General features: G+C 42.2%; 24 protein-coding genes, 1 other RNA gene, 1 pseudogene and 1 other annotated feature. All 26 genes and pseudogenes read left to right on the top strand.

Annotation, left to right across the window (positions count from 1 at the left end; genetic code table 11):
* Positions 1 to 43 precede the first annotated feature (43 nt).
* The 26 genes and pseudogenes from CEQ75_RS13595 to CEQ75_RS13465 all read left to right on the top strand — a co-directional run bounded on the left by CEQ75_RS13595 (position 44) and on the right by CEQ75_RS13465 (position 26,073).
* Positions 44 to 1,486 (top strand): SpoIID/LytB domain-containing protein, encoded by a 1,443-nt coding sequence (locus CEQ75_RS13595; protein ID WP_089611476.1) that lies wholly within the window; start codon positions 44 to 46, stop codon positions 1,484 to 1,486.
* Positions 1,487 to 1,650: 164 nt separating this feature from the next.
* Positions 1,651 to 2,673, top strand: coding sequence for a tRNA preQ1(34) S-adenosylmethionine ribosyltransferase-isomerase QueA (gene queA, locus CEQ75_RS13590; protein ID WP_089611474.1), 1,023 nt, complete (start codon positions 1,651 to 1,653; stop codon positions 2,671 to 2,673).
* Between the two features lie 14 nt (positions 2,674 to 2,687).
* Positions 2,688 to 3,797 carry a tRNA guanosine(34) transglycosylase Tgt gene (gene tgt / locus CEQ75_RS13585; protein ID WP_089611472.1) on the top strand — a complete coding sequence of 370 codons (1,110 nt, stop codon included), beginning with the start codon at positions 2,688 to 2,690 and terminating at the stop codon, positions 3,795 to 3,797.
* 95 nt (positions 3,798 to 3,892) lie between these two features.
* The gene (yajC, locus tag CEQ75_RS13580; RefSeq protein ID WP_420828422.1) at positions 3,893 to 4,174 is read left to right on the top strand and encodes a preprotein translocase subunit YajC; all 282 of its coding nucleotides are present in this window, start codon (positions 3,893 to 3,895) and stop codon (positions 4,172 to 4,174) included.
* Between the two features lie 325 nt (positions 4,175 to 4,499).
* Positions 4,500 to 4,829, top strand: coding sequence for a LapA family protein (locus tag CEQ75_RS13575; protein ID WP_089611470.1), 330 nt, complete (start codon positions 4,500 to 4,502; stop codon positions 4,827 to 4,829).
* Positions 4,830 to 4,926: 97 nt separating this feature from the next.
* Complete coding sequence (recJ, locus tag CEQ75_RS13570; RefSeq protein ID WP_157677476.1) at positions 4,927 to 7,050, top strand: single-stranded-DNA-specific exonuclease RecJ; 2,124 nt, start codon at positions 4,927 to 4,929, stop codon at positions 7,048 to 7,050.
* A complete protein-coding gene (locus tag CEQ75_RS13565) occupies positions 7,047 to 7,502 on the top strand; it encodes a hypothetical protein (RefSeq protein WP_089611467.1) in 456 nt (151 codons plus the stop codon). Before recJ ends, CEQ75_RS13565 begins: the two co-directional genes overlap by 4 nt.
* Positions 7,503 to 7,541: 39 nt before the next feature.
* Positions 7,542 to 9,713, top strand: coding sequence for a RelA/SpoT family protein (locus CEQ75_RS13560; RefSeq protein WP_089612646.1), 2,172 nt, complete (start codon positions 7,542 to 7,544; stop codon positions 9,711 to 9,713).
* A 35-nt stretch (positions 9,714 to 9,748) separates the two neighbouring features.
* Complete coding sequence (gene dtd, locus CEQ75_RS13555; protein ID WP_089611465.1) at positions 9,749 to 10,216, top strand: D-aminoacyl-tRNA deacylase; 468 nt, start codon at positions 9,749 to 9,751, stop codon at positions 10,214 to 10,216.
* A gap of 98 nt (positions 10,217 to 10,314) precedes the next feature.
* Positions 10,315 to 10,935, top strand: coding sequence for an MBL fold metallo-hydrolase (locus CEQ75_RS13550; RefSeq protein WP_089611463.1), 621 nt, complete (start codon positions 10,315 to 10,317; stop codon positions 10,933 to 10,935).
* A gap of 110 nt (positions 10,936 to 11,045) precedes the next feature.
* Positions 11,046 to 11,258 (top strand) — a binding site (T-box leader).
* Positions 11,259 to 11,307: 49 nt separating this feature from the next.
* Complete coding sequence (hisS, locus tag CEQ75_RS13545) at positions 11,308 to 12,570, top strand: histidine--tRNA ligase (protein ID WP_089611461.1); 1,263 nt, start codon at positions 11,308 to 11,310, stop codon at positions 12,568 to 12,570.
* Between the two features lie 38 nt (positions 12,571 to 12,608).
* On the top strand, positions 12,609 to 14,396 hold the full coding sequence (aspS, locus tag CEQ75_RS13540) for an aspartate--tRNA ligase (RefSeq protein WP_089611459.1): 1,788 nt from the start codon (positions 12,609 to 12,611) through the stop codon (positions 14,394 to 14,396).
* Between the two features lie 66 nt (positions 14,397 to 14,462).
* Positions 14,463 to 14,642: non-coding RNA, 6S RNA (gene ssrS, locus CEQ75_RS13535), on the top strand.
* A 275-nt stretch (positions 14,643 to 14,917) separates the two neighbouring features.
* Positions 14,918 to 15,121: a DUF5104 domain-containing protein gene (locus CEQ75_RS19660; protein ID WP_089611456.1), complete on the top strand. Its 204-nt coding sequence runs from the start codon at positions 14,918 to 14,920 to the stop codon at positions 15,119 to 15,121.
* A complete protein-coding gene (locus tag CEQ75_RS19655; RefSeq protein ID WP_476700542.1) occupies positions 15,087 to 15,251 on the top strand; it encodes a DUF5104 domain-containing protein in 165 nt (54 codons plus the stop codon). The genes CEQ75_RS19660 and CEQ75_RS19655 overlap by 35 nt, the downstream gene beginning before the upstream one ends.
* 1,020 nt (positions 15,252 to 16,271) lie before the next feature.
* Positions 16,272 to 16,538: a metal-sensitive transcriptional regulator gene (locus CEQ75_RS13515; RefSeq protein WP_257914073.1), complete on the top strand. Its 267-nt coding sequence runs from the start codon at positions 16,272 to 16,274 to the stop codon at positions 16,536 to 16,538.
* Positions 16,539 to 16,657: 119 nt separating this feature from the next.
* The gene (gene trxA / locus CEQ75_RS13510) at positions 16,658 to 16,987 is read left to right on the top strand and encodes a thioredoxin (RefSeq protein WP_089611452.1); all 330 of its coding nucleotides are present in this window, start codon (positions 16,658 to 16,660) and stop codon (positions 16,985 to 16,987) included.
* Between the two features lie 104 nt (positions 16,988 to 17,091).
* Positions 17,092 to 18,390: a replication-associated recombination protein A gene (locus tag CEQ75_RS13505; protein ID WP_089611450.1), complete on the top strand. Its 1,299-nt coding sequence runs from the start codon at positions 17,092 to 17,094 to the stop codon at positions 18,388 to 18,390.
* Positions 18,391 to 18,422: 32 nt separating this feature from the next.
* Entirely contained in the window at positions 18,423 to 19,505 is a 1,083-nt protein-coding gene (gene mnmA, locus CEQ75_RS13500; RefSeq protein ID WP_089611447.1) for a tRNA 2-thiouridine(34) synthase MnmA, read from the top strand.
* A 97-nt stretch (positions 19,506 to 19,602) separates the two neighbouring features.
* Positions 19,603 to 20,088: a PRC-barrel domain-containing protein gene (locus tag CEQ75_RS13495; RefSeq protein WP_089611445.1), complete on the top strand. Its 486-nt coding sequence runs from the start codon at positions 19,603 to 19,605 to the stop codon at positions 20,086 to 20,088.
* Between the two features lie 211 nt (positions 20,089 to 20,299).
* A complete protein-coding gene (locus tag CEQ75_RS13485) occupies positions 20,300 to 20,497 on the top strand; it encodes a YtxH domain-containing protein (RefSeq protein WP_089611441.1) in 198 nt (65 codons plus the stop codon).
* A 103-nt stretch (positions 20,498 to 20,600) separates the two neighbouring features.
* A complete protein-coding gene (locus CEQ75_RS13480; protein ID WP_089611439.1) occupies positions 20,601 to 21,644 on the top strand; it encodes an AI-2E family transporter in 1,044 nt (347 codons plus the stop codon).
* A gap of 141 nt (positions 21,645 to 21,785) precedes the next feature.
* A pseudogene (gene alaS, locus CEQ75_RS19565) lies at positions 21,786 to 22,999 on the top strand (alanine--tRNA ligase).
* Positions 22,942 to 24,429, top strand: a complete 1,488-nt coding sequence (gene alaS / locus CEQ75_RS19560) for an alanine--tRNA ligase (protein ID WP_420838517.1) — start codon at positions 22,942 to 22,944, stop codon at positions 24,427 to 24,429. The pseudogene alaS (CEQ75_RS19565) and the gene alaS (CEQ75_RS19560) overlap by 58 nt, the downstream one beginning before the upstream one ends.
* A gap of 280 nt (positions 24,430 to 24,709) precedes the next feature.
* The gene (locus CEQ75_RS13470; protein ID WP_089612644.1) at positions 24,710 to 24,940 is read left to right on the top strand and encodes an IreB family regulatory phosphoprotein; all 231 of its coding nucleotides are present in this window, start codon (positions 24,710 to 24,712) and stop codon (positions 24,938 to 24,940) included.
* 185 nt (positions 24,941 to 25,125) lie between these two features.
* Entirely contained in the window at positions 25,126 to 26,073 is a 948-nt protein-coding gene (locus tag CEQ75_RS13465; RefSeq protein WP_089611437.1) for an aldo/keto reductase, read from the top strand.
* Positions 26,074 to 26,090: the final 17 nt, after the last annotated feature.

Below are 26,090 nucleotides of genomic sequence, written 5' to 3'. Positions count from 1 at the left end.
TGTTTACCATCGAAGATTAGAAAAACTTGGTTAAGGTGGTATTATGGGAAAAACATTAAAAAAATCGGTACAATTTTTCTTAGTTTGCATCTTGATTATCTGGGGGGTTACCCCTATTCAAGCCAAGGGGAATGATGAAATCAGGGTCTGCCTTTCCAAAGGGACTTATCAAGGGACCTTCTCAATAGCGGAAGGAAGCTATGAAGTGATGGATAATGTCATGAGATTACCGGTCGCCGTTCTTGAGGCGGGAGATGTGTTAACTGTGAATCAGAAAGGGACGTCGATCGCCTTAACCATTAATGGAGAGGATATAGATGGCTTCTTCAGCAATATCACAGTAACCCCGGAGGACGAAGATGAATTAAATGTTTTCAGTTATAAAAATACCCTGTATCGGCATGGTATAGCCATTAGTATAGATGGGGGAAGCCTGCTGGTGGTGAATCATTTGCCTGTTGAATATTATCTCTATGGTGTGGTGGGACAAGAAATGGGCTATACCGCACCCGAGGAAGCTTTGAAATCCCAGGCAGAGGTTTCACGTACCTTTGCCCTGTGTTTTCAAGATTGTGATCGCAAATATGATGTGGTCAATAACACTGCCTCCCAAGTTTATGGCGGTTACAGCGCAGAAAAAAATATCAATGCACAATGTGTGATTGATGCTGTAGATGACACGGAAGGAAAGGTAATTTTCTATCAAAGTGGTAAAAGAGGGGATAAGGAACTGATTCAGGCTTATTTTCACTCCAATGCCGGAGGGTACACGGAAAGTAGTGAAAATGTCTGGAATGAAGAATTGCCTTATTTAAAGGCGGTGCGCTCCAAAGAAGATCGGTCGGCAGAAGAGTCGGGATCCACATGGGCTGCTTCTTGTTATCAGTGGGAAAAAACTTTGTCGTATCAGGAGATTCAGGATGCCATCAAAAGTTATCTAACAAAAACTGCATCAAAGACCGGCATTGGGGATTTTGATCACCTTAATTTATACCGGTTAAATCGGGATGAGAAGACTTCCACTTCATCAGGACGCGTCACCAGAATGGAAATTGTCGGCACTAAGGGTACTGTTAATGTTTTCCGTGATAATATCCGCTCTGTTTTTGGTTTAAAAAGCACCAAATTTGATATAATTCCGGAAGGGAGTTCCAAAGCTGCTGATTTAGCCATTCAGGGTCAAAACGGTTCCATGAGTCAGGGAGTGCACCAGGATCAGTTGATGATTATTGATGGCAATGGTAAGGTTGCTGCCCTGAATTCAAGGATAGAAACCTGTCAAATTGTTGGCGCATCCGGAATTTCCGGTGCAAAGTCAAAGGCTCAGGGTATCCGCTTTGTCGGGCAAGGAAACGGTCATGGTGTAGGTATGAGCCAATGGGGAGCAATAGGCATGGCCCAACAAGGGTCAACTTACCGAGAAATTATTGATCATTATTACAATCAAGGGACGGAAGACGGCACGATTACGATTGAAAGATATTAAGGCAATTTTAAAACTCTACAAATTCTAATCCCGGTACTAATTAAATGATAGGTACTGGGATTTGTTATTTTCTATCTCCTCTGGTACAATATTAAATTGGCAAATGAAATTCCGATATCATCTTATTTTTAACACATTATTGGAGAACAAATAAGGAGCTTTATATGAAACTTTCCGAGTTTGATTACGATTTACCAGAAGAATTAATCGCCCAGCACCCCATTGAACCCAGGGATGCGTCCCGACTCCTGGTACTACATAAGGATACGGGATTAATTGAACATAAACATTTTGCAGATGTGATTGACTATTTTTGCCCCTGTGATGTATTAGTGCTTAATGATACCAAGGTGCTCCCTGCCCGTTTGTTTGGCTCGAAAGAAACAGGGGCCCTCATCGAAGTGATGCTTTTAAAGCAGCAGGATTATCAAACCTGGGAAGTGCTGGTTCGACCCGGAAAAAAAGCGCGACCCGGAACGAAGATTATTTTCTCTCCGGGGATCCTTGAAGGGGAAATCATGGAAACCACTGATGTGGGCGGACGGATGATCAGGTTTTCCTTCCAGGGGAATTTTTTTGAAATTCTGGATCAGTTGGGTCAAATGCCACTTCCTCCTTATATTCATGAAAAAATCCAGGATCAAAATCGTTATCAAACGGTTTATGCCAAGGAAGCCGGATCGGCAGCAGCACCTACGGCAGGCTTGCACTTTACTCATGATCTCCTGGGGGAGGTTGCTCAAAAAGATGTCAAAATCGCAAAGGTCCTACTCCATGTAGGTTTGGGAACTTTTCGTCCCGTTAAGGAAGAAAATATCGAAGATCATAAAATGCATGCGGAATACTATGAAATTTGCCATGAAGCTGCAGAGATTATTAACCGAGGCAAAGAAAAAGGAGGCCGTATCATCAGTGTGGGGACTACTTCTACCCGTACCCTGGAAACGGCAGCCAGTACGGATGGTCGTGTTAAGACTGGGCGTGGTTATACAGAAAGCTATATTTATCCCGGTTACCGTTTTCGCACCGTCGATGCTTTGATTACTAATTTTCATTTACCCAAGAGCTCTTTGCTCATGCTGGTTTGTGCTTTAGGCGGCTACGAGCAGGTGATGGAAGCTTATCGGGTGGCGGTTAAAGAAAAATATCGATTTTTTAGTTTTGGAGATGCGATGTTGATTATTTAAATGGAGGTTAAAGGATGCAGGTAAAATATCATTTAGTTAAAAAAGACGAAATTACTGCTGCTAGGGCAGGAACCCTGGAAACGACCCATGGGAAAATAGATACACCTGTCTTTATGCCGGTAGGGACCCAGGCCACAGTCAAAACCGTTTCCCCCGAAGAACTGAAAGATTTAGGTGCGGAAATTATTCTGGGCAATACTTATCATCTGTACTTACGTCCCGGACATGATTTAATCGCTGAAGCAGGGGGACTGCACAAATTTATGCATTGGGATCGGCCCATTTTAACAGATAGCGGGGGATTTCAGGTATTTAGTTTAAACGAATTACGCAAAATAAGTGATGAGGGGGTACTCTTTCGTTCTCACATTGACGGCTCCAGTCATTTATTCACACCGGAGAAAGTGATGGAGATCGAAATGGCCTTAGGTGCCGATATTGCCATGGCTTTTGATGAGTGTGCACCCTATCCCTGTGATGTGAAAGATGTGGTCAAAGCTTTGGAAAGAACCACACGTTGGGCTGCCCGTTGTAAAGAAGCGCATCACCATGAAGATCAATCCCTTTTTGGCATTATTCAGGGAGGAATGGTGCGGGAATTGAGAGAAAGAAGCGCCCAAGAAATAACGGCTCTGGATTTCCCTGGATATGGTATCGGAGGATTAAGTGTCGGGGAACCAAAGTATCTGATGTATGAGATGTTGGATTGTACAGTACCTTTGATTCCGGAAGATAAACCCCGTTATTTAATGGGGGTAGGATCCCCGGACTGTTTGGTGGAAGGAGTGGCCCGGGGAATAGATATGTTTGACTGTGTCTTGCCCACGAGAATTGCCCGCAACGGAACGGTTTTCTTGCCCACGGGGAAATTGGTGATTCGCAATGCCGAATATGCCCGGGACTTTGCCCCTTTGGATGAAAGCTGCGGCTGTTATACCTGTCAAAATTATTCTCGAGCTTATATCCGTCACTTAATTCGCTGTAATGAGGTGTTGGGTATTCGTCTCACCAGCATTCATAATCTGCATTTTCTGGTGAATTTAATGAAACAAATACGCAGAGCCATTTTGGAAGGCGGTTTTTATGAATTTCGAGAGCATTTTTTTGCTCATTATATGGTATAATGATATCATTGCGTTTTCCTCATAAAATATGGTCAGAGAAAGAGGAATTCATCTTAATACGGCGAAACATTTAAAATAATAATGGAAAGGTAGGTGTGGTATTTTTGGAAAGCTGGATGGGAACAGTCGTTTATTTTATATTTATTTTGGGGATTTTTTATTTGGTGTTGATTCGTCCGCAGCAAAAACGGCAAAAACAACACCGTGAACTTCTGGAATCTCTCAAGGTAAATGACGATGTCGTTACAGCCGGGGGTATCTTTGGGACCATCACTCGAGTTAAGGATAACTCTGTATGGCTGAAAGTTGCCGACAAGGTTGAAATTGAAGTTCTAAAATCTGCCGTGAGTAGTGTTCAGGGAACTGAAAAAAAATAGGCTCTTTGTAAGCCTATTTTTTCATTTTACAAGAAGAATGCAGACCCATCAACGATACTCTTGTTATTTTTGATTGCATAAAAATTATCAAAATCAGAAAGAATTTGAACTTTGTGCCCATGGTTCTAATTCTTTTATTTTTCCCCAGGATTTTGTTATCAAGATAAGAAAAAACCGTAAGCAATCAAAAAAACGGCAGGAAAGTAGGGGAAAATGTAGAATAATATGCTATGATACACTGGTAAGAACCAGAGAAAGAATTTATACTTTCTGAAAGCAGAAAAAGGATCAGAGCCATGCTGCGAAAAAATAATGAGGTGGTAAAATGCAAATTCTATTAATATTTGCTCTTATTTTTGCTTTAGGGGTGGCTATTTTTGCCGTGCAAAACGCTACACCTGTTGAAATCGGCTTTCTCATGTATCAGGGAGAGATTTCATTGGTATATGTGATCCTTCTTTCTGTCTTAGCAGGCGCCTTGATTGTCTTTCTTTTAAGCATATTTAAGCAGATAACTCTTTATCGCCGGATTCGGGCTTTGGATAAAAAAAATCAATCCCTGGAACAAGAATTACACAACTTAGCTCCTAAGGAAACGGTTCCTGCCCAGTCAACAGAAGCACCATCTCAAGAATACCACTCGGTAGAGCAATAGTTCTTAATTTTATGATATATTTAAAAAAGCACCTCAGGTGCTTTTTTAAATCAATAAGAGCATTTGAAGCTTTATGCAATACTCATTGGGAGGATTTATGACGGTTACAGCGAAAAAATGGTTGTTAGCACCCTATGACAGTGATTTACAAGTAAGACTTGCTGAAAAATTAAACATATCACCTCTTTTAGCCCAGCTTTGTATTAATCGGGGACTTGTGACAGAAGAAAGCATAAACAATTTTCTGCATATGAAGCTAGAGGAGATCCATGATCCTTTTCTTTTCCCCCAAATGGCAAAAGGAGTTCAAATCATCGAAGAATCAATGTCCCGGCAAGAGAAAATCTTAATCTATGGGGATTATGACGTGGATGGCATCACAGCCACCTCTTTGCTTTACCTTTACTTAAAAAGGATGAAAGCTGACGTATCATATTATATTCCGGATCGGCTGGAGGAAGGATATGGATTAAATGAGCAAGCCTTACAATGGGCTTCCCGGGAAGGATTTAATCTGATAATAACCGTTGATTGCGGAATCAGCTCCAAAGCGGAGGTTGAGATGGCTCGTGCCCTGGGCATAAAAATAATCATTACCGATCATCATACACCTCCAGCAATACTTCCGGCAGCGGACGTAATTATTAACCCCAAAATACCGGGCAGCCCTTATCCCTTTCACCAATTGGCTGGCGTGGGGGTGGCCTGGAAACTGGCTCAAGCGCTGGAAATGAGTTATGATCAAAAAACAAGAGACCAAGACATTGTTTTGCCTGAATATCTTGATCTGGTGGCTTTAGGTACTTTAGCGGATGTGGTGCCCCTTATGGGTGAAAATCGGGTGGTTGTATCCTTAGGATTAAATAAAATATCTGAATCCAGCAGACCGGGAATCCAGGCTTTACTGGCAATTACCGGCTTGGAACATAAAGAGGTTACTTCCGGACAGGTTGGTTTTATGCTGGCGCCCCGTCTGAATGCTGCCGGCCGATTAGCTCAGGGCAGTCTGGGGGTAAAATTGTTGACAACGGATGAACTGCCGACGGCGCTGATTTTAGCTCAACAATTGGATGAAATCAATGGTAAACGGCAAGCGATTGAAGGAGAGATCTTTCAAGAGGCTGAAAAAATGATGGCAGATGATATGGACTTAGATAAAAACTTGGTTGTCGTTTTAGCTAGTGAAAACTGGCATCCCGGCGTTATTGGCATTGTTGCCTCCCGTCTTATGGAAAAATATTATCGGCCGGTAGTTTTATTAAGTATTGACGGTGAGACGGCCAAAGGAAGTGCGCGCAGTATTGATCTTTTAGATATGTATCAAGCTTTTGATTATTGTCGGGATGATTTAATTCAATTTGGCGGTCATAAGATGGCGGCAGGCCTGAAATTAAAAAAAGAAAACATTGAATTGTTCCGGCAAAGGATCAATCAATATGCTGAGCAGTTTCTGGATAAGAAAGATTTGATGCAACCTTTAAAACTTGATTTAGAATTGGCTGCCTGGGGAGGAGAGGAAGGTTATCTCCGGGATAGTGAGAGTTTAGCGCCTTACGGATCCGGGAATGCACAACCGGTTTTTGCTTATCGGGGTCTTAAAGTTTTAGAAGCCCGGGGAGTAGGGACCGATAAAAACCATCTTAAAATTAGCTTCTCTGCCGGAGATTATCTCCTGGATGGGATTGGCTTTCAGCTGGCCGAGCATCTTTCCTGGATTCATCCTTTTACAACGGTAGATGTGGCTGCTTCTTTAGAGCGAAATCAATGGAATGGTCAGGAAAAAATTCAGCTGATGATTAAAGATATCAAACCTCATTTAATTTCCCAAACCAAGGACTCCTTGCTGCCCCTGTTCAGAAAGGCACAAGGGAAAAAGGGTTGGTCCGATTCCTGGGTAGATTTCAGAGAAACAGACAATCGGGAAAAATATCTGATAGACTTATTAAAAAAGGGAGAACCTACTTTAATTTATCTTGCATCTCCTCAACATTTGGAATCAATCAGCCGTATCGTTGCGGAGTTCTGCCCTTCCGTCACCTTTGACCGATGTTTTGATATCCAAAGACCTTGGCAGCAGGAGTATACCATGGCCAAGGTTAAGAAAAAATTACCCAGGCGGTATTTTTTACGGGAAATTTGCATGCAAAAACAAAGGAAATTTTTCATCATGTTGTTTTTTTTCACAGCCCCAGAAAGATCGAAGATTTATTCCGGTTTATGATCAAAGGAGAAGCACAGGACACACCAAAAATTCATTTATTGTATAATAAAAACGATATGGAAGCCTTAGACCTGGACTTTAAAGTCTTTTTTCCTGATCGGGAACTATTGGGAAATATTTATCGAGCGGTAAAAAAAGCAGGAGCTCCCCGTAATCAAATTGTCGGTTCCCGCAAAGAAATTTTACAAAAGATTCAGATTGATCATTTGGCCCATGGGAAAGAACAAGCAGTAGAAGCTTGGATTTCCATTATGTCGGAATTAGGATTAGTAAAATTATCGGTATGGGGGAAGGATTTACGTCTAGAATTGATAGAAAAAGGAAATAAATGTAATCTAGGCGATTCTTTATACTATGCTCAAGGAATGAACGAAAGAAATTCTTTTGAACATTGGTCTAAGGTTGCTCTTTCTCCCCAGTTGAATGAAGAAATTTCTGCTCTGCTGGGTTAAAGAACCGGTATCAAGTAAAGGAGTTTTGTAACTATGGCAATGGATATTAACGAGTTGGTAGCAGAAATTAAAAAATATAATCCGGCCAGCGACGGAGAACTGATTAAACGAGCTTATCGGTATGCAGCGGATGCCCATGGAACGCAGATCCGTTATTCCGGCGAACCCTATATCAAACATCCTTTAGCTGTTGCCGAAATCTTGGCTATGCTTCAACTGGATGATATTACAATCGTTGCCGGTTTACTTCACGATGTCATAGAAGATACCAATATCACCAGCTTTAATATTATCAAGGAATTCGGTGAAGAAGTTGCTTTATTGGTTGATGGAGTGACCAAATTAGGAAAGCTGGAATATAAATCCCGGGAAGAGCAGCAGGTAGAAAACTTGCGTAAAATGTTTATCGCCATGGCCAAGGATATTCGGGTAATTCTCATTAAATTGGCAGATCGTCTCCATAATATGCGTACCCTGCGCTACCATCAATCAGAAAAAAGGCAAAAGGAAATCGCTGAGGAAACCTTAGAAATCTTTGCCCCATTGGCACATCGGTTAGGAATATTTAAGATTAAGTGGGAGCTTGAGGATTTGTCTTTACGGTATTTAGAACCGGAGAAATACTACAGTCTGGTCGATCAGATTTCTGCCAAACGTGCCGAACGAGAACAATTTATCGAGGAAATATGCCAAACGATAAATGAAAAATTAGAGGCAGTGGACATTAAGGGAGATGTGACCGGCCGACCAAAGAGTTTTTACAGCATCTACCGCAAGATGATTAATCAAAATAAAGAACTCTCCGAAATATATGATCTGATGGCAGTTCGGGTTATTGTGGATAGTGTCAAGGATTGCTATGGTGTCCTGGGCATTATTCATACCTTGTGGAAGCCTATCCCCGGCCGGTTTAAAGACTATATTGCTATGCCTAAGCAAAACATGTATCAATCTATTCATACGACAGTGATCGGCAATAACGGGGAACCCTTTGAAATCCAAATCAGAACCTGGGATATGCATCGTACCTCAGAATATGGGATTGCGGCCCATTGGCGTTACAAAGAAGGGCGCAGCGGCGATAAAGAGTTTGAAAAAAAACTAACCTGGTTACGAGGGATGCTGGAATGGCAGCAAGATCTTAAAGATGCGACGGAATTTATGGAATCGATTAAGGTCGATCTGTTTGTTGATTCTGTGTATGTTTTTACACCTCAGGGAGATGTGGTGGAATTACCGGCAGGAGCGGTTCCCCTTGATTTTGCTTATCGGGTCCACACTCAGGTCGGACATCAATGCATCGGAGCAAAAATCAACGGCAAGATTGTACCCCTGGATTATCAACTGTCTAATGGCGATATTGTTGAAATTCTGACGATGAAGGGCCGCGGACCTAGTCAAGACTGGCTGAAAATTGTCAAAACGTCTCAGGCTAAGAGCAGAATCCGCCAGTGGTTCAAAAAGGAAAAAAGAGAAGATAATATCTTACGAGGCAAAGAGATTCTGGAAAAGGAAATAAAAAAGTACGGACAAGATACGGGTTACTTCTTTAAAGCGGAAAGATTGGCGGAAGCAGCAAAAAAATTTAATTATCAGTCCGGAGATGATTTATTAGTTGCCGTGGGGGATGGTATCATTTCTCCTCTGCAAGTGCTCACCAAGATCAAAGAAGATTTTCGTAAGGATAAGGAACTGGCAGCTCCTCTTCCTGAGATGAAGCCTTGGGCAGAATCGGGCAAACCTTCTCAAGGAATCATTGTACGGGGCATTGATAATGCGATGGTGCGCTTTTCCCGCTGTTGTAAACCTTTGCCTGGGGATCCCATTGTCGGCTATATCACTCGGGGAAGAGGAGTTTCTATCCATCGGGCGGATTGCCCCAATGTACTCCACGCCCACCAGCAGGAACAGGAGCGATTGATTGAGGTGGAATGGGATCAAAAAGAACAGGGATTGTTCCAAGTGGAAATCGAAGCCATTGCCTTGGATCGCCCCCGCTTGGCGATGGATGTGATGAGTGCCATTGCCGATACCAAAACGACCATTAATTCAGTCCACGCCCGGGCAACCAAAAATAAACATGCATCTGTAAATGTAAAAATGGAAATTAAAAGCTTGGATCACTTGGAATATATTATGAATAAGGTAAAGCGTTTAAAGGATATTCTTGAGGTGAAAAGGGTAACGCCCAGCGGAAATACCGATTTGTAATTGACAAGCAACAAAATTGAGCAAGGGAGAATAACATGAGAGCTGTTGTGCAAAGAGTAAAGAAAGCTCAGGTTGCTGTGGCCGGGGAAAGGGTGGGCACTATTGATACAGGATTATGCGTCTTTTTAGGCGTCGGAAAAGAAGACACCAAAAAAGATGGGGAGTATTTAGCGGATAAAATTATCCATTTACGAATTTTCCCTGATGAAGAGGATAAAATGAATTTATCTTTAGTTGATGTCCAAGGTGCAATTCTGGCCGTATCACAGTTCACCCTGTATGGAGATTGCCGTAAAGGACGCCGACCGGGGTTTTCTGATGCTGCCTCACCGGAGCAGGGAAAGGAACTGTACGAAGCTTTTATTCAATCGCTGAAAGAGAAAGGCATTCCCGTTGAAACTGGAATCTTTCAGGCAGATATGTTGGTATCCATTGAAAATGACGGTCCGGTGACCTTATTATTAGATAGTCAAAAAACTTTTAACCGGACTAACTTGTTGTAAGTAGGCATTTGAATTTTTAACGCTGTATTTGCAGTGCTAACTGAACTCCCTACAAGTGATATATTTTCTTTAACAGTATGAATATAGGAGGAAATGATATGATTATCCATGAATTTCAGGTAGGAATGATTGGTACCAATTGTTATCTGGTGGCATGTCCCGACACGAAAGAAGCAATGGTGATTGACCCCGGAGATGAAGCAGATCGAATATTTAAATTGGCTGAACAGAATGGTTTCAAAATTACCACCATTTTGAATACCCACGGTCATTGGGATCATATTGGGGGCAATAAAGCCTTGAAAGAATTAACACAAGCTCCGATATTAATTCATGAAGCAGACAGTGATTATCTCACAGACGAAAAACTCAATTTAGGATCCTCCTTTGGAAATAAAGGTGAAGGTATTAAAGCAGATTGCCTTCTAAAAGAAGGAGATATGGTGACGGTGGGAAATCTGTCTTTTAAAGTGCTTCATACTCCGGGCCATACCCCGGGAGGTATTTCTCTAGTGGCAGACAAAGTTGTTTTTGTGGGCGACACCCTTTTTAAAGGATCCATCGGACGCACGGATTTTGCCGGAGGAAGTTTTTCGGTTTTAATCTCCTCCATTAAAAATAAGCTCTTAACTTTGGATGATGATCTGACGGTATATCCGGGACATGGACCTCATACCACCATTGACCGGGAGAGGAAGGAAAATCCTTTTCTTGCCTAAGTCCGGAAGTCCGGAAAGCAGCTTAAACCATGGTTTTTTCGGAATATTAAATTGACAAATCATCAAACTTTAGATAAAATTATTCAGTGTAATACCATGAAGTATGGCATTAAAAAGCGAAGAATGGGATTTTCAGACAGGATTTGTTTTTACAGGGAGGAAAAGACGTGACTGAAAGCTTTTCTAAAAACTGCTGCTGAAGGAACACCCAGGAGCTGGCATTTATTTAAAGAATGCCCGGGATCTACCCGTTATCAGACGATAAAAGTGGGATTTTCTGATCCAATTAGGGTGGTACCGCGGGAACAACTCTCGTCCCTGATGATAATTCGTCAGTGGGGGGAGTTTTTTTGTTGAAAGGAGGCTTTTCATTTGTTAACAACCAGACCCAGAGGAACCAATGATTTTTTGCCTCAGGAAACTGAAAAATGGCAGTTGATTGAAAAAATCCTTCGGGAAATCTGTGAAGAATTTGATTATCATGAAATCCGCATCCCTATTTTTGAGCATACGGAGTTATTTCAACGAGGGGTAGGGGAAACCACGGATATTGTGGAAAAAGAAATGTATACTTTTATGGACCGGGGTAAGCGCAGCATTACTTTAAGACCGGAGGGAACGGCTTCTACCGCACGTGCCTATTTGGAGCATAAAATGAGTGCCCTGCCTCAGCCGGTCAAGCTTTATTATATGGGCCCCATGTTCCGTTATGAAAGACCCCAGGCGGGACGTTATCGTCAGTTTCACCAATTTGGCGTGGAGGTATTTGGCTCCTCAGATCCAGGGGTTGATGCTGAGGTGATTGCACTGGCCATGGCTTTCTATCAACGATTAGGTTTGACCGGTCTAGAAGTGCGTTTAAACAGTGTCGGATGTCCGAAATGTCGTCCAGCCCATCGTCAAGCCCTGCAGCAATTTTTAAAACAGGATTTGGAACAGCTTTGTCCCGATTGTCAGGGGAGATATGATCGAAATCCCTTACGCATTCTGGATTGCAAAAATCCCCAATGCCAAAAAATCACGGCAGGAGCTCCCACGATCTTACACTCTCTTTGTCCAGAATGTGTGGATCATTTTGCCGCTGTCAAAGAGTATCTGGGGATGGCCGGGATTCAGTATCAGGTGGACGAGAGACTGGTTCGGGGCTTGGATTATTATACCAAAACTGCTTTTGAGGTGGTCGTGCAGGAAATCGGCGCCCAGAGTGCCATTTGCGGTGGTGGACGCTATGACGGTTTAATGGAATCTTTAGGAGGTCCCCCAACACCGGGTGTCGGTTTTGCCTTAGGCATGGAGCGAATTTTCCCCACCTTAGCCACCCAGGGGATTGAGCTTAACCCGGAAAAAATGCTGGATGTGTACTTGGTGGCCATGGAAGAAGAAGGGCAAAAAAAAGCCTTTCAACTGTTGATGGACTTGCGCAAAATGGGCATCAAAGCAGAAAAAGACTATATGAACCGGAGTATGAAAGCACAGATGAAAGCGGCGAACCGTTTCCAGGTGAAGTATGTGCTGATTATTGGAGCGGATGAATTAGCTAAGGGTACAGTCATGATACGGAATATGGAAACCTCGGAACAAAAAGAAATGATGGTTGCGGATACATTAAATTTTATAGAAAAAGCGGTAAAATAAATTTCAACAAGACGGTTTTAAAATAAGGAGGAAGTCTCGTGGCAGAAGGAATGTTGGGTTTAAAACGAACCCATGGCTGTGGTGAATTAACAGCCTTAAATCAAGGAGAAAAAGTCGTATTAATGGGCTGGGTGCAGAGACGACGGGATCATGGCGGCTTGATTTTTGTTGATCTGAGGGATCGTTCCGGATATGTCCAAGTGGTCTTTGACCCCCAGATATCCGGGAGCTTTTTTCAAAAAGCCGAAGCAGTACGTAACGAATATGTATTGGCCATCACCGGTCAGGTAGGAATCAGACCTGAAGGCACTATTAATCCCAATATGGCAACGGGAGAAATTGAAATTTATGCCGATGCATTACATATTTTAAACTCGGCCAAAACCCCGCCTTTTTATATTGAGGATAGTATTGACGTAGATGAAATTTTAAGACTAAAATATCGCTATCTGGACCTACGTCGCCCAGAAATGCAGCAGGCTATGATTGCCCGGCATCAGACGACCATGGCAGTGCGATCTTTTCTGGATGAACATGGATTTTTAGAAATTGAAACCCCTATGCTGGCAAACAGCACACCTGAAGGTGCCCGGGATTATTTGGTACCCAGCCGGGTACATCCGGGGGAGTTTTATGCTTTGCCTCAGTCACCACAACAGTTTAAACAGATTTTAATGGTGGCAGGCATGGAAAAATATTTCCAGGTGGTACGTTGCTTCCGGGACGAGGATTTAAGAGCCGATCGGCAGCCGGAATTTACCCAATTGGATATTGAAATGTCCTTCGTGGACAGAGAAGATGTTCTCTCCCTTATGGAAGAGATGACAGCCAATTTATTTAAAAAAGTGCTGAATATCGAATTGACGACGCCGTTTCCCCGGATTCCATATGATGAGGCTATGGGTAAATATGGCTCTGATAAACCGGATCTCCGTTTTGACATTGAATTGGTAGATGTGGCTGATATTGCTGCCGAAAGCAACTTCCAAGTCTTTAAAAACGCCTTAGCTGCCGGTGGACAAGTGAAGGGGATAAACGCTGTCGGTTGCGGACATTATTCCCGCAAGGAATTAGATGATTTGACAAAAATTGCTGCCGTCTTTGGCGCCAAGGGATTGGCTTGGATTACTGTGGAAGAAAATGGGGTTAAATCCCCCATTGCCAAATTTTTTAGTGAGGATCAAATCAATCGTCTGTTGGATCGTTTTCATGCCCAAAAGGGAGATGTCCTTCTCTTTGTGGCAGATAAACCCTCCGTGGTAGCAGATAGTCTTGGTCACCTGCGCCTTGAAATAGCCAAAAGAGAGAACTTGATTGATAATAATATGCTAAACTTTGTCTGGGTAGTGGATTTTCCCCTTTTAGAATATGATGATGAGGAAAAGAGATGGGTGGCCAAACATCACATGTTTACTTCCCCTAGAGATGAGGATTTGCCTTTATTAGAAAGTGATCCGGGTCAGGTAAAGGCAAAGGCCTATGATATGGTATTAAACGGCGTGGAAGTAGGGGGCGGCAGCATCAGAATTCATCAACGTGAGATTCAGGAAAAATTATTTAATTTGGTTGGCTTTACTCCGGAAGAAGCAAGAGAAAAATTCGGCTTTATGTTGGAAGGCTTTGAATATGGAGCACCGCCTCACGGGGGAATTGCTTTCGGTATTGATCGTCTGGTGATGCTCATGTTGAAAAAAGACACCATCCGTGATGTCATAGCTTTCCCCAAGACCCAAAGTGCCACGGATTTAATGATTAAGGCTCCCGGTCCGGTGGCTCCCAAACAATTGCGGGAATTACACATTAAGCTGAATGTTCCAAAGAAATAATTGGCAAGATAAAATATTTATTTTGATTGAAATAAAACTTTAATTATGATAATATAAATCTAAAGAAAAACCCTGCGATGCACGTTTCTACCGAATAGTTTTGTTCCAACACTTTATTTTCGGGAGCCTGACTCTGATCATGGACTTTCAGCCTCTCTCGTAAGAGGACCTAGAAGATAACCAGGAGGGCACCCACCTGCTGAGGCAGGTTCAAAACATCGGTTCTACGACATATGTGGGGTTTTATCTTTCGTCATTTAAAATATCTATTATTACAAAGAGCCGAAAGGCTCTTTTTTCTATATATCGAGGGACGCGGGCAGGGACGCGGGGACAGGGACGCGCAGGGACGCGGGGACAGGTACTGTGTCCCTCTTTAATTGTTGTCTTAGATGAGATGGGTGATAATCACACCATTCTGTTATTTGGCTCCTGCAATATAATAGGAGATGATGGAAAAGGTGGAGTAGTAGGAGGATTCGCTGTGAGTGAAGAAAAAAGGCTGATGCACGAATGGAACAATAATCTCAGCGCTTAAGGACAAGGATAAAGAGACGTTAGAATCATTATTTTCTAAAAAGGCACTAGACGAAACCGATGACATCGATAACAGAATTGATTATTTGTTTGATCTCATACAAGGTGATATATTTTCTTGGGAAAGAGACAGTTGGTCCTCTGAATCAATGGATGGGGGAAAAAAGATCCCTGATGATTCGCTTTGATTTCGATATTAAAACTGATAAGGATGACTATGGACTTTTTGTAATTGATTATAATGTGGATACCATTAATCCTGATAATGAAGGCGGGCGTTTACATGTTGCAAATAAGAAGATCAGAAGATTGGAATAAAGAAACACTATCATGGCATGAAAGATATGTGCTGGAATCTACATGACAAAAGAATAATTTCTAAAACCTCACCGCTATTTGGTGAAATTATACTATCAAGTGGTGATCCTGAATTTGATGATGCCATGGAAAGTTTAAACTATATACAATTTGCAAATCCGCGTACATGGTCGGATACATATGATGACTTAGATGATATTACAAGAGCAGTGTATTTTAAATTGTGGGGTAAATAAAATGGATAAATTGTTTACTTTCCTAATATTTATCATCATTAGTACTTCTGCAATAGCGAGATTAGTTGATTATTTTACAAATTAGCGAAAAAAAGATGAAATATTAAAACTGTTTGCGGTATCGTTGGTCATATCAATTTTCGTTCTTTGCTTTTATTATGTACTTTCGAAAATCTAAATAGGTCTTGACAAAGGGCATAAAAATAAGTAAAAACCTGATTTGGAAGAACACTGAGAAATTCCGTTTATAGAAACGTAATAGATTTTTTTCGGAGAAATGCGGGTACAGGGGATTGTGTAATAATTCTCAGACGTTTGAACTTTCGTGTAATTGGTAATAATAACGTTAAATGAGATGTTATCAATGAACGAAAGAACAAATGAATTAGTAAAACTATTGGTACAGGAATGTAACAGCATGGAGGACATTCATACAATGCTAAAGAATTTGTTCAGCGGAACAATAAGCTAAAAAGGATGAGAATTTAGGATAACGCTGGTGCCAGAGATGTTAGCGTTCAGGCATATGTCAACGATCTGTGCATTATTCCGTTAAAAAGGATGCACGGAGCACCGTTGTTTCATTTTTCAATGGAACCGCATTAAAAATAGTTAACGGATTTGTCTGGATAAGGTGCTGTGGGAGGTCAGCTGATCAAATAATTATCAGCTTCCTACCCGATTCATTCATAATTTTTGTTCTAATTTGACAAGCTAGTTGTAAAACATCCCATCATCGATTATAATATAAATATACGGGGTAGGGGTATGGAGGTGTTTTTTCTTGGCAGGGTGTAATAAGGATGACATCATGCACCGTTTGAAGAAAATAGAAGGCCAGGTCAAAGGCATTCAAAAAATGATTGAAAATGAAAAAGATTGTGCAGATATTTTAACACAGATTGCAGCTATTCGAGCTGCGATTAATAAGGTGGGCGTCATGTTATTTGAAAACCACACCAGGAAGTGCCTGAAGGACGCTTTGGAGGTGAACCAAGAAGATAAAATGATTGACGATCTCATTCAAGTTATGATTAAATTCACTAAGTAATCCTTTCCGGAAAGGGTATACGGGAAGAAAATCATGGCAATTCTATCTGGAATAAGGTATAATTTAAGTCAACAATGAAAATAACATAATTTAATTATTTAATTGGGAGGAGATTGCATATGGCTAGCGAAAAAGTTCAAGTGTTTTCCGATGCAAATTTTCAAGAGACTGTATTACAGGCTGAAAAACCAGTTTTGGTAGATTTTTGGGCAGCTTGGTGTGGCCCCTGCAAAATGATTGCTCCTGTGGTAGATGAAATTGCCAATGAATTTGACGGTAAAGTCATCGTTGGTAAAATAAATGTAGATGAAAACAATGCTACGGCAGGTAAATTTTCTGTCATGAGTATTCCGACTTTGTTGCTTTTTAAGAATGGCAAAGAAGTTCAAAGGGTGGTAGGTTATAAGTCCAAGAATGAATTGGCCGCGATCTTAAACGGCGCCCTCTAAGTTAAATATTTTTTACTACTGAAAGATGTTTCACTTATATACAGGGAAAAAGACCGGTTATCCGGTCTTTTTCCCAATTAAGGTCAATAATAGGTGGTGCTCCTGTGGATTTATTTGAATACGCCCGGAAAGAAGTACTAAAAAAAGCAGCCCCTTTGGCTGCCCGTATGCGGCCAAAAGGTCTGGAGGATTTCTTCGGTCAGGAAGAAATTGTCGGTCCCGGCTCCCTGCTCCGTCGTTCCATTGAAGGGGATCAGTTTTCCTCTGCCATCTTTTATGGTCCTCCCGGCTCCGGAAAAACCACCTTAGCCCAGGTAATCGCCAATAGTACCAAGGCTCATTTTGAAGAATTAAGTGCTGTCACAGCAGGGATTGCCGATTTAAAAAAAGTCATTCAGGAAGCCAAAGACCGGCTGGGCATGTACAACCAGAAAACGATTTTATTTATTGATGAAATTCATCGTTTTAATAAGGGGCAGCAGGATGCCCTTTTGCCCGCCGTGGAAGACGGCACTCTGATTTTAATCGGCGCCACGACAGAAAACCCCTATTTTGAGGTCAACTCAGCTCTTCTTTCTCGCTCCAGGATTTTCCGTTTGCAAACTTTATCTCAGGAGGATATTAAAAAAATATTGCTCCGGGCACTTGATGATCGGGAACAAGGCTTAGGGGGCTACCGGGTTCAGATCAATGAAGATGCCTTAAACCACCTGGCTGATATGGCCGGGGGAGATGCCCGTATTGCTTTAAATGCCTTAGAGTTAGCCGTTACTACCACCCCGCCTCAGGAGGACGGGATCAGGCATATTGACCTAAAGGTAGCTGAGCAATCTATTCAGCGGCGGGCGGTAAAATACGATAAAAAAGGAGACTATCATTATGATATTGTCTCCGCCTTTATTAAGAGCATGAGGGGTTCCGATCCCGATGCCACCCTCCATTGGATGGCCAGGATGCTGGATGCCGGGGAGGATCCGGAATTCATTATGCGCAGAATCATAATCTGTGCTGCTGAGGATGTGGGTTTAGCTGATCCGGAGGCTTTAAAATATGCGATGGCTGCAGCCCAGGCTTTAGCCTATGTGGGTTTACCGGAAGCCAGACTGCCCATGGCTTCCGCTGCAATTTATGTAGCTTGTGCCCCTAAGTCCAATGCAGTGATTAAGGGGATCGACGGTGCTTTAAGCGATGTAAAAGTTCGTCCCACCGGTGAAGTGCCTATGCATTTAAGGGATGCTCATTACCAAGGGGCTAAAAAATTAGGTCATGGGGAACATTATCAATATCCCCAGGACTATCCCGGTAATTTTGTAGCTCAGCAATATTTACCGGAGGAATTAGCTGGAACCATCTATTATCACCCCACGGAAAATGGCTTAGAAAAAAAATTCTGGACAGACTAAAAAAGTTAGGATTAAGGTAGGGAAATAAAATTATGGCAGATAAAAAAAAGGTACTGGTGGCGATGAGCGGCGGTGTAGATTCCTCTGTGACAGCTGCCCTTTTAAAAGAGCAGGGTTATGACTTATTCGGTGTTACCATGCAAATCTGGCCTCAGGATCAGCCGGATCCCGATGGGTCTGGAGGATGTTGCAGTTTTTCCGCTGTGGATGATGCGAGAAGAGTAGCAGAAGCGCTGGATATTCCTTATTATGTCATGAATTTCAGGGATCTATTTCAAGACAAGGTAATTAACTATTTTATTCGGGAATATTTACAAGGTAAAACTCCTAATCCTTGTATTGCCTGTAATCAATATGTTAAATTTGCTGCACTGCTTCATAAAGCCATGGCCTTAGGCGCCGATTTCGTGGCTACCGGCCATTATGCCAGGATTTTATTTGACCGGGAAAGAGACCGATATGTATTAAAAAAAGCGCAGGATCAAAATAAAGATCAGACCTATGTTTTGTATAATTTTACCCAAGATCAATTATCCAAAGTGTTGCTGCCCTTAGGCACCTATACCAAGCCGGAAATCCGGGCATTGGCACATAAAATGAATTTGTCCCTGGTCGCTGAAAAAGCGGAAAGTCAGGAAATTTGTTTTATCCCGGATAATAATTATCGCCGCTTTTTGAAGGAAAAAGCAGGTCAGGAGATTAAAGGCGGACCTTTTTTTGATATCCAAGGGAATGTGATCGGTCAACATCAAGGTATTCCTTATTATACTATCGGTCAGAGAAAGGGATTAGGTATGGCTTTAGGTAAGCCTGCTTATGTGGTGAATATATTACAGGAGAAAAATGGAGTCGTCATCGGAGACGCTAAGGATTTGTTTAAGACAACCCTTATTGCTCATCACAATAATTTCATTTTAATGGATCGATTGGAAAAGCCCATGGAAGTTAAGGTAAAGGTTCGTTACAAGGCTCAGGAAACACCGGCAGTTATTTCTCCCTTGGAAAATAACCGGGTACTGGTAGAATTTAAAGAACCGGAAAAATCTATTACCCCTGGCCAAGCTGTAGTATACTACCAAGATGAATATGTGGTTGGCGGAGGAGTTATTGAATAAAATACCTTTATTTGCAATGTAAAAAAACGTCGTTAGACGTTTTTTTTCTTCTTTATCGGTCAATACTAAATGCTAGATCGATTAGAGGAGGACGGACTTGTTAAAGGGACAGCAAATCATCGGGCAAAAGGTCATGACTTTAAAAGAGGGCAAAGAAATCGGTCGTGTTGAAGACTTAATCGTAGATACTTCAGAAGGTTATCTGAAAGGAATCATTCTGGAAAATCGAAGCATTTTAAAAAATGCCCGGATTATTCTCTGGAGTCATTTGATACAGGCAGGTCGAGATGCTTTGATCATCAGCGGTCAGGAAGATGTGCTGGAGGAAGCAAATGATCTCAGGGATTTATCTTGGCAAAATAAAACAGGAAAAAATGTGTTTTCTGTGACAGGGGCAGATATTGGCACGATGAAGGATCTGGTCTTTGAAAGGTCAACTGGAAAAATTTTAGGAATTGAGCTTTCCGGAGGTTTTTGGGCAGATTTAAATCAGGGTCGAAAAATGATTCCCTGGCCGCAAATTCAGTTAAATCAAAAAGATGTATTCATTGTCGATCAGGTGAATGAAGATCTTTGGAGTTAACAGAGATACTTGGGGAATAAAAGGAAGGTGTTATCATGGGATGCCCTGTATGTAATGGACGAGAAATAGGAAAGATAGGAACGAACCAATTTTTTTGTTGGAATTGTCTTGTAGAATTTAATGAGCAAAATGAAGTTTTTGAGATTTCGGAAGACGGGACATTAACAAATTTGGATTCAGCAGCACAATAAAAGATAAGGAGATGAATGACGTGAACAACAGATCATTTATCAAAGGAATTTTGGCGGGCAGTATTATCGGGACTGTGTTGGGCATGTTTACGGCTCCGCAAAGAAAACCCTTTCCGGAAAGCGCGCAAAAAATGATTGGTCAAACCCAACATCTGCAAAGCAAAGCAAAAAGAGTATTAAAAGGGATCAATAAAGGCGTTTCAGAGATGATGAAATAAATAATTTGTTATTTTTAAGTGAGGGTAACCTCACTTTTTCTTTCCTTGTTGTTGCCGGAATAAGAAAGAAGATTTTTTTAGCACCAAAAAAGAGGTGATTGAAGTGGAGAAAAAAAAGCGCATGATCGTCTGCATCATTTCGGGTCTGGCCATATTTCTTCTGGCAGGATTGTTTTTATTTCAAATCAGAAGCATTATCATGCCTTTTCTATTAGCGATTCTCCTGGCTTATATCCTATTGCCTCTTGTTGAATTTCTGGTGCTGCATCGATTTTCTATGACCGGAGCAATTCTCATTGTCTATTTGGCCTGCAGTATTATGGTTTTTATTCTGGTACTTTATGTTTTTCCAGGCATTTTTTCTGAGCTTACCCAATTTGCCGGAGAAATTCCTTCCTATGCTCAAAGTTTTCAAAATTCTCTGCTGGAATGGCAAGAACGTTATAGCCGTTTTAATATCCCTGACAGTATCAGGCAGATTGTGGATGAAAATATTCTCTCCATTGAAGCGCGAATTGTCGAAATAGTGCGAAGTTCTGCTTCCATCATCATTGGACTTTTTAGCTACACTTTTAGTTTGCTTATCCTGCCCATCTTAACCTATTATTTCCTTAAGGATCACGCATTGATTACCCAAAAGCTGATTTCCTTTCTTCCCCCCAATAAGAGATCGGAAATATTAAACCTGTGGTTTAAGATAAACCAGGTCTTACGAAGATTTATTTATGGCCACCTTACGGTGGCTTTTCTGGTAGGAGTTCTGACCATGATCGGACTCAAACTCATCGGAGTTAAGTTTGCTGTAACCTTAGGTTTTATTGCCGGACTGGCTGATATTATTCCTTATTTTGGTCCCTTTATCGGTGCGATCCCGGCTGTATGTTTAGCTTATTTACAATCAAAAAAATTGGCATTATATACCATTATCGTGATGGTTGTGGTGCAGCAAATTGAAAGTTCCGTTATTACACCAAAGATTATCAGTGACAGCGTGGGACTTCATCCCTTAACGATTATTTTTGTTCTTCTTTTGGGGGGCTTTTATTTTGGCATCTGGGGGATGCTTTTTTCTGTTCCTGTCACTGCTGTGCTGCGTATTCTAATCAATTATCTTTATCAAAAAGCGGTTGGCGTAAAGCTGGATTGACAGCATAGTCTTATTTTAAGTATAATTTGAGAGAATAATGGATAATTTTACATTAAAAAAGGAAAAAGAGCGTGTAATATATCAAAAAAGTGCTAAAATAGAAGTTAAGAGATTTTCTGCAGAGTAGAACGGAGGAGTAGTATGACAGGAAATGAAGTCAGGGAAAAATTTCTCAAGTATTTTGAAGGTAAAGGACATACCATTGTAGCTAGCTCATCCCTGGTACCCCACGAAGATCCCACATTGCTATTTACCAATGCGGGCATGGTGCAGTTTAAAGATGTTTTTTTAGGTTTGGATCAAAGACCCTACGTTCGGGCAACTACATCGCAAAAATGCGTCCGTGCCGGAGGAAAACATAATGATTTAGATACCGTAGGGCGGACTGCCAGACATCATACTTTTTTGAAATGCTGGGGAACTTTTCCTTTGGGGATTATTTTAAACGGGATGCTATTACCTATGCTTGGGAATTTCTTACTGAAGTGTTAGGACTGCCTAAGGACAAGCTTTATGCTACCATCTATTTAGATGATGATGAAGCCTATGATTTATGGTTGGAACTGACAGAAATCCCCAGGGAAAGAATTCTTCGTTTAGGCGAAAAGGATAATTTCTGGTCCATGGGAGATACGGGACCTTGCGGTCCCTGTAGTGAAATCCTGATCGACCGGGGAGAAGAATTGCGTTGCCAGGCAGAGGAATGCGCGATCGGCAAATGTGACTGTGACCGCTGGTTGGAGCTATGGAACCTGGTCTTTATGCAATTTAATCGTGATGAAAATGGAACGATGACGCCTTTGCCCAAGCCCAGTATTGATACCGGCATGGGTTTGGAAAGGGTTACCTCCGTGCTGCAGAATGTATCTTCTAATTATGATACGGATCTTCTGAAAAAATTAATCACTCATATTGAAAAGACAACAGGCAAGACCTATCATAGCGACGACAGGGGTTTCCCTTTTCGAGTGATTGCTGATCATGCCCGGTCCTGCACATTTTTAATTGCCGACGGTGTCCTTCCCAGTAACGAGGGAAGAGGCTATGTTTTGAGACGTATCCTGCGCAGGGCAGCTCGTTTTGTTAAGGTTTTAGGATGGGAACAGCCCTTCCTGTGTGAGATGGTACCGGTTGTGGTCGATTTGATGGGTCATGCCTACCCGGAAATAAAGGAACAAGAGGAATATATTCAAAAGGTAATTCGTATTGAAGAGGATAGATTCCATGAAACCTTGTCCGAAGGGATGAAGGTGGCGGCGGGGATTATTGAAGAACTCAAAAAGAAGGTAAAAATCAATTGGGAGGTAAGGATGCCTTTCTCCTTTATGATACCTACGGTTTTCCCTTTGATTTAGCAGAAGATATTGCTGAAGAGTATGATATGACCGTGGATCGGGCGGGTTTCGAAGCAGCCATGGAAGAACAGCGGCAAAGAGCCCGGGCAGCCCGGATCGATTCCAAAGCCTTCGATGATGCGGTAGCCATAAATACCTTGCTCGCAGGTGTACCTGCCACCCAGTTTCTCGGCTACGAAACCATAGAAGGGGAAAGTAAAATTATGGCTCTGGTGACAGCAGGAGAAAGTCGAACCAACCTCACAGCAAAGGATGAAGGCTATCTGGTTTTAGACGCAACACCTTTTTATGCAGAAAGCGGCGGCCAGGTAGGGGATACGGGCATGATGACCGGTCCGACAGGTCGGGCCAAGGTACTGGATACCCAAAAACTAGCAAATGGTGTTTTCCTGCACCAGATTCAAGTAGAAGAAGGCTCCCTCTCTGTTGGAGAGACGATCAAAGCCGGGGTGGATAGGGAAAGAAGAAGGGCGATTGCCCGCAACCATACCGCGACCCATTTGATGCACCGCGCCCTGCGTAATGTTATCGGGGAGCATGCCCATCAGGCAGGTTCATTGGTGAATCCTGATCGTCTGCGTTTTGACTTTTCTCATTTTTCCGGGTTAACAGAGGAAGAACTGGCCCAGGTGGAAGAGATGGTAAACAATGTGGTTTTGGATAACTTGAGCCTGGAAACTTTCCAAACGAGCATTGAAGAAGCCAAAACCATGGGGGCAACGGCCTTATTCGGAGAAAAGTACGGAGATGAAGTACGAGTAGTCAAAGTGGGAGATTACAGCATGGAGCTTTGCGGAGGCACCCACTGTCAAGCCACCGGCGAATTGGGCCTGGTGAAAATATTAAGCGAAGCGGGAATCGGTGCCGGATTACGGCGTATCGAAGCTGTTTGTGGTCATAATGCCCGTATCTTTTTCCTGGAACAGGAGAAACTATTGGCGGAAACGGCCCATGCCCTTAAAACAATTCCCGCTGATGCGGTAAAAAAAGCGGAAGCTCTGCAAACCGAATTAAAAAATAAAGAAAAAGAAATTGAATCTTTACAGACCAAGCTGGCCAAAGAAGCTACGGGAGATGTTTTAGATCATAAAGAAACTGTGGGTGACATCAATGTTGTCATCGCCCAGGTTGAGGCACCGGATATGAATGCTCTCCGTTCCATGGCAGATTTAATCCGGGATAAAATAGGTTCCGGCGTCATTGTTTTAGGTGCCATTAGCGAAGACAAAGTAAATTTTGTTGCGATGGTAACCCCTGAACTGAAAGGGAAAGGGCTTCATGCCGGTAATATTCTGAAAGAAACCGCCAAGGTAGCCGGAGGTGGCGGGGGCGGCCGTCCCGATATGGCTCAAGCCGGGGGGAAAAATCCGCAAATGGTGCAGCCCGCCCTTGCGAAAGCCCGTGAAATCATTCTGGCCCAGTTATCATAAACAGAGTTCTTGGCATCAGGTGGAGTTTTTTAACTCCATCTGATGCTTAGAAATCGTTATCCAGGAACTTAGTGCCACTTATCCCATCGCTTTATGAAACGTGGGTATTAGTGGCAGTTAGTTATCGGAATAAAGTGATAAAGTTATCAGAATTCGTTGATCTTGTAAAAAAGTAAAAGGGAATTTGATGGTCATAAGCGAATAGTATTAAGATAGAAAGAGCGGGGGTGTTTTTGTGGCTGGACCTAGTGGTGATCATGGAGATCATCTGGAAGAAACGATGATGTTTAAGGTAGAAAGAGAAGAACAGCTTAATCCCAGGGAAACTTTATTGTTTGTTTTTAAAGCTTTAGAGGAAAAAGGTTATAATCCCATTAACCAGCTGGTAGGTTATTTGATTTCCGGCGATCCGGCGTATATCACCAGTCATAAGCAGGCACGCAGCTTGATTCGTCGTGTAGAACGGGATGATTTGATCGAAGAGTTGGTTCGAAACTATTTAGATAGATAATCTTTAATTTTTTAAGACGACCTACAGGTCGTCTTGTTTTTGTACTTTCAGAAAGTAAAAGTTTAAGATTGAAAGGATAAGTGCAACTAAGACTTCCGCCCAGCTTTCGGCTTGTAGCAGCCAAGTTTTATTTACCTGGCAGCAGACCAGGTTTAGCAAAATTCAACTTAAAGGATAATGGTATCATGATCTATCATCAATTAGGGAAAACAGGCTTTCAGGTCTCGAAAATTTGTTTTGGTTCTTTAACCATTGGACCTTTGCAAGCTAATTTAAATATTCATCAGGGGGCCCAGGTGATAAAAACCGCCTTGGATTTAGAAATTAACTTTATTGATACGGCGGAATTATACCAAAACTATGCGTATATTAAAGAAGCTTTAAGAGGGCATCCTAAAGATGCTATCATTGCCACCAAATCTTACGCTTACTCAAAGGAATTAATGGCCCGGAGCCTGGAAAATGCCCGGCGGGAATTAGACCGGGATCGAATTGACATATTCCTGCTCCATGAGCAAGAATCTCTTCTGACATTGAAAGGACACTGGGAAGCTGTTGAATATCTCTTAGCAGCGAAAGCCAAAGGGATAGTGGGGGCTGTGGGAATCTCCACCCATCGGGTGGAAGGGGTAAATGCAACCACAGAAGTCAAAGAAATTGAAGTGATTCATCCGATGCTTAACATGGCAGGGCTGGGCATACAGGATGGCAATGTTGAGGATATGCTTCGGGCACTGAAGCAAGCAAAGGAAGCAGGTAAAGGAATTTACGGTATGAAGGCCATTGGAGGGGGAAACTTGATGGCCCAGGTGGAGGCTGCTTTAAAGTGGTCCTTTCAGCTTGATTGCATTGATGCGGTGGCGATCGGCATGAAGAGTCCTGAAGAGGTGCGTATTAATGTGGCCTGGTCAGAAGGAATAGAGCCTGCTCCTGAAGATTTAGCCAAAGTAACGAGAGAACCCAGGAAACTCTTAATTGAAGAATATTGTACAGGATGCGGCAGATGTTTGGAGAAATGTGCCCAGGGAGCTTTATCCTTTCATGAAGGCAAGTCCACAGTTAATATGGAAAAATGTGTCCTCTGCGGATATTGCGCCTCTGTCTGTCCTGATTTTTATATTAAAGTAATTTAAATAGTCAACTTGTGATC

This window comes from Dehalobacterium formicoaceticum (genome assembly GCF_002224645.1).
Classification (GTDB): domain Bacteria; phylum Bacillota; class Dehalobacteriia; order Dehalobacteriales; family Dehalobacteriaceae; genus Dehalobacterium; species Dehalobacterium formicoaceticum.
Note: the sequence above shows the minus strand (reverse complement) of the source record. Positions and strands in the feature narration are given on the sequence as shown.

What these genes read in the sequence shown, in the direction of transcription:
- CEQ75_RS13595 (WP_089611476.1), top strand. Translation starts at nt 44, where the DNA reads ATGGGAAAAACATTAAAAAAATCGGTACAATTTTTCTTAGTTTGCATC.
- queA (WP_089611474.1), top strand. Translation starts at nt 1,651, where the DNA reads ATGAAACTTTCCGAGTTTGATTACGATTTACCAGAAGAATTAATCGCC.
- tgt (WP_089611472.1), top strand. Translation starts at nt 2,688, where the DNA reads ATGCAGGTAAAATATCATTTAGTTAAAAAAGACGAAATTACTGCTGCT.
- CEQ75_RS13575 (WP_089611470.1), top strand. Translation starts at nt 4,500, where the DNA reads ATGCAAATTCTATTAATATTTGCTCTTATTTTTGCTTTAGGGGTGGCT.
- recJ (WP_157677476.1), top strand. Translation starts at nt 4,927, where the DNA reads ATGACGGTTACAGCGAAAAAATGGTTGTTAGCACCCTATGACAGTGAT.
- CEQ75_RS13565 (WP_089611467.1), top strand. Translation starts at nt 7,047, where the DNA reads ATGATCAAAGGAGAAGCACAGGACACACCAAAAATTCATTTATTGTAT.
- CEQ75_RS13560 (WP_089612646.1), top strand. Translation starts at nt 7,542, where the DNA reads ATGGATATTAACGAGTTGGTAGCAGAAATTAAAAAATATAATCCGGCC.
- dtd (WP_089611465.1), top strand. Translation starts at nt 9,749, where the DNA reads ATGAGAGCTGTTGTGCAAAGAGTAAAGAAAGCTCAGGTTGCTGTGGCC.
- CEQ75_RS13550 (WP_089611463.1), top strand. Translation starts at nt 10,315, where the DNA reads ATGATTATCCATGAATTTCAGGTAGGAATGATTGGTACCAATTGTTAT.
- CEQ75_RS19655 (WP_476700542.1), top strand. Translation starts at nt 15,087, where the DNA reads ATGGGGGAAAAAAGATCCCTGATGATTCGCTTTGATTTCGATATTAAA.
- trxA (WP_089611452.1), top strand. Translation starts at nt 16,658, where the DNA reads ATGGCTAGCGAAAAAGTTCAAGTGTTTTCCGATGCAAATTTTCAAGAG.
- mnmA (WP_089611447.1), top strand. Translation starts at nt 18,423, where the DNA reads ATGGCAGATAAAAAAAAGGTACTGGTGGCGATGAGCGGCGGTGTAGAT.
- CEQ75_RS13470 (WP_089612644.1), top strand. Translation starts at nt 24,710, where the DNA reads ATGATGTTTAAGGTAGAAAGAGAAGAACAGCTTAATCCCAGGGAAACT.
- CEQ75_RS13465 (WP_089611437.1), top strand. Translation starts at nt 25,126, where the DNA reads ATGATCTATCATCAATTAGGGAAAACAGGCTTTCAGGTCTCGAAAATT.